Annotated in this window: 3 protein-coding genes; 2 read left to right on the top strand and 1 reads right to left on the bottom strand. The window is 39.0% G+C overall.

The window, feature by feature from the left end:
- Positions 1 to 119 precede the first annotated feature (119 nt).
- The gene (locus tag Q0081_RS25630; RefSeq protein WP_298360417.1) at positions 120 to 1,229 is read right to left on the bottom strand and encodes a transposase; all 1,110 of its coding nucleotides are present in this window, start codon (positions 1,227 to 1,229) and stop codon (positions 120 to 122) included.
- A gap of 283 nt (positions 1,230 to 1,512) precedes the next feature.
- Here Q0081_RS25630 and Q0081_RS25625 point away from each other — a divergent pair, with 283 nt between their 5' ends.
- Complete coding sequence (locus Q0081_RS25625; RefSeq protein ID WP_298360415.1) at positions 1,513 to 2,307, top strand: thymidylate synthase; 795 nt, start codon at positions 1,513 to 1,515, stop codon at positions 2,305 to 2,307.
- A gap of 23 nt (positions 2,308 to 2,330) precedes the next feature.
- Entirely contained in the window at positions 2,331 to 2,708 is a 378-nt protein-coding gene (locus Q0081_RS25620) for a DUF4260 domain-containing protein (protein WP_298360413.1), read from the top strand.
- Positions 2,709 to 2,865 lie beyond the last annotated feature (157 nt).

Genomic DNA, 2,865 nt, shown 5'->3' with positions numbered 1-2,865 from the left:
TGCTCTTTGAAGACTTCAAGAACAACCGCTCGGGCGGCCCCGTTTTGCCTTAAAACTCCCATCATAATTTCGCCTGATACGCTTTCCCATTTTTGTCTTATTTTAAGATGAAGATAATATTAGGGTACATTTAAGATTAAAGAGTATTTTTTCTTTTCAAAAACACGATTAAAATATTCAAATGCCTTTTCTAAGAAAAGTACAAAACTACCTAAATGATTTTGCCCTAATTCAATGCCACCTCTAAATACACTCATGGCAGGCGCACCGTGTTTTAGAGGTGGATATTTCCTTTTATAGCTCTTTAAGCCATAAATTATAGAAAGAGTATAAGCCAAAATCACAAGGGTCCTCATTAGCCTAACTTTACGAGATGATTGCAAGTGTAATGCCTCTAAATCAAATCCGTTAGATTTCAAATGCTTAAATAGGGACTCGATTCTGTACCTTAACTTGTATAGTTCTACCGCCTTATTTGCATTTGATAAAGTAGTTATTAATCGTAATATTTCTATTTTTCCACTCCTGTCTTTATAGGCTGTAAGAACAAAAAAATAAGACTCTCCATTGAGTTCAAAATGTTTTGAGAAGGCTTGGCCAATTCGTTTCTTTGCCTTTTTTTCTATGGATTTACCCCTTGCATTAATTGCTTCTTGGTAATTTTTATCTCTAAGTCTGATAACAAATGACAAGCCATTGTCTTTTAAGTATTTGAGCCATAAATTCCCTATGTATTCTCTATCTCCGATGAGCGTTTTTCCTAAGAGTTTTAACACTTTTAATGCCCCAATAAATAGTGTTTTTCTCTGTTTTTGGTTACTAATCCCTAACCGTCCAAGCTCTATCCACCAAATGGGTATGGCAACTCCTTTGTAAAGAACACTCAGCGTTAGAAAATGATAAGTCTGACCACCCCATTGCCAAGAAGTACCATCTATAATAATAATTTCTGTCATTTTTTTTAGAAGACCTGCTGAGGTTTCCAACAAAATTAACCAAACGTATTTTTGCTCTAAACTACTCCAAAACCAACGCTTGATACGCTGGTAATGAGAGCGGCTATCGGTTTGGGTATTGCCCAGAAATTTGCCAACACCTCCTTTTAATTTCCATAAGCATACCGTTTGACGGTCTAAAACCAATGCGACCATGAGTAGCGTATTTTTTAATAATCCTGCTTTCCATTCCGGATGGTTTTCCTTAAATTTGTTCAATAAGTGAGCGTACATTTTGCGTTGTTTTGGTTGCACAACAACAACACTTCTTTTACCTCACTTATTCATTGTGTACCGTATTATAATTGAACACACAATTTCTCCCAATCCGCGTGCCTCAAAGGAAGAGCAATATAGAGCGGAAAAGACGATTGAAATCTTTGATTTGAAACACAAAAGCCTTTGTATAAGTCGACGTCATGCGTACCAAAGATACACAGGTGACTCCAATCCTGTTTTGTCAGATTACAATTTTAGATTTATGTTTGAGTGAAAATTAGGTTTTAGGAACTTTATCATGCAGCAATACCACGATTTACTTCGCCATATTTTAACCCACGGAACGCGCAAAACCGACCGGACCGGAACAGGAACCATCAGCGTATTTGGCTATCAAATGCGATTTGACCTTCAACAGGGATTTCCGCTGGTTACGACCAAAAAAGTACATACCAAATCCATTATCCACGAATTGCTTTGGTTTTTGAAGGGAGATACCAATACAAAATACCTCAAGGAAAATGGGGTGAGTATTTGGGACGAGTGGGCTGATGCTGAGGGGAATCTGGGGCCTGTTTATGGCAAACAATGGCGTAGTTGGGAAGCTCCCGATGGGCGCGTAATTGACCAGTTTCAGGATGTATTGAAGCAACTCAAAAACAGTCCTGACTCTCGTCGAATCATTGTGTCTGCCTGGAATCCAGCTGATTTGCATAAAATGGCACTGAGTCCGTGCCATGCATTGTTTCAGTTTTATGTGGCTGATAATAAGCTATCCTGTCAATTGTATCAGCGTAGTGCCGATGTATTTTTAGGGGTGCCGTTCAACATTGCCAGTTATGCTTTGTTGACGATGATGATTGCGCAGGAATGTGGTTTTGAATACGGCGATTTTATATGGACGGGTGGCGATACTCATATTTACAGTAACCACTTGGAGCAGGTCGAATTGCAACTTTCTCGCGAGTTGCGGCTATTACCTACCATGAAAATGAATCCGGAAGTGAAAAGCGTTTTTGATTTCAAATTTGAGGATTTTACGCTTGAAAACTATAACCCCTGGCCCGCGATTAAAGCACCGGTAGCCGTGTAGCAGCGTTTGAAACTTCAATCACCATGAAACTTACCCTAAAATTGGAAGAATTGGGCTTGCTGATTCTTTTTTCCAGTATTTATTTTCAATTTTATGACGGGAGTTGGGGGCTTTATTTAGGGCTATTTTTTGTCCCTGATGTTTCATTTGCCTTGTTTTTAATCACCAAAAAATTGGGAGCCATTGCTTACAATGTTTTCCATCACAAAGGCGTCTTGGCATTGGTTGTTTTGTCCGGACTTCTTTTAAAGGATGAAACAGTAGTAAAAATTGGTTTGATTTTTATGGCGCATAGCTGCTTTGACAGAGTCGCAGGTTATGGATTAAAATACCTGGATGATTTTGACCACACACATCTGGGTTGGATAGGAAAAAGCAAATACAAAAACGGCGAGGAGTAGGTATAAAATCGGAATGTTGAGGTTGATGCTGGATAAAATGTAGGGTGATTGCATCAAGTGTTAAGTTGGTTTAACAGGGTTTTAAGGTAAGCATCGTCGCGAGCGGCTTTCTTTCGCTTACGAGCCAAACTCATTTCAGTCGGCTCTCGCTTTAAGA

This window comes from Runella sp. (genome assembly GCF_027484545.1).
Taxonomy (GTDB): Bacteria; Bacteroidota; Bacteroidia; order Cytophagales; family Spirosomataceae; genus Runella.
Note: the sequence above shows the minus strand (reverse complement) of the source record. Positions and strands in the feature narration are given on the sequence as shown.

What these genes read in the sequence shown, in the direction of transcription:
- Q0081_RS25630 (WP_298360417.1), bottom strand. Translation starts at nt 1,229, where the DNA reads ATGTACGCTCACTTATTGAACAAATTTAAGGAAAACCATCCGGAATGG.
- Q0081_RS25625 (WP_298360415.1), top strand. Translation starts at nt 1,513, where the DNA reads ATGCAGCAATACCACGATTTACTTCGCCATATTTTAACCCACGGAACG.
- Q0081_RS25620 (WP_298360413.1), top strand. Translation starts at nt 2,331, where the DNA reads ATGAAACTTACCCTAAAATTGGAAGAATTGGGCTTGCTGATTCTTTTT.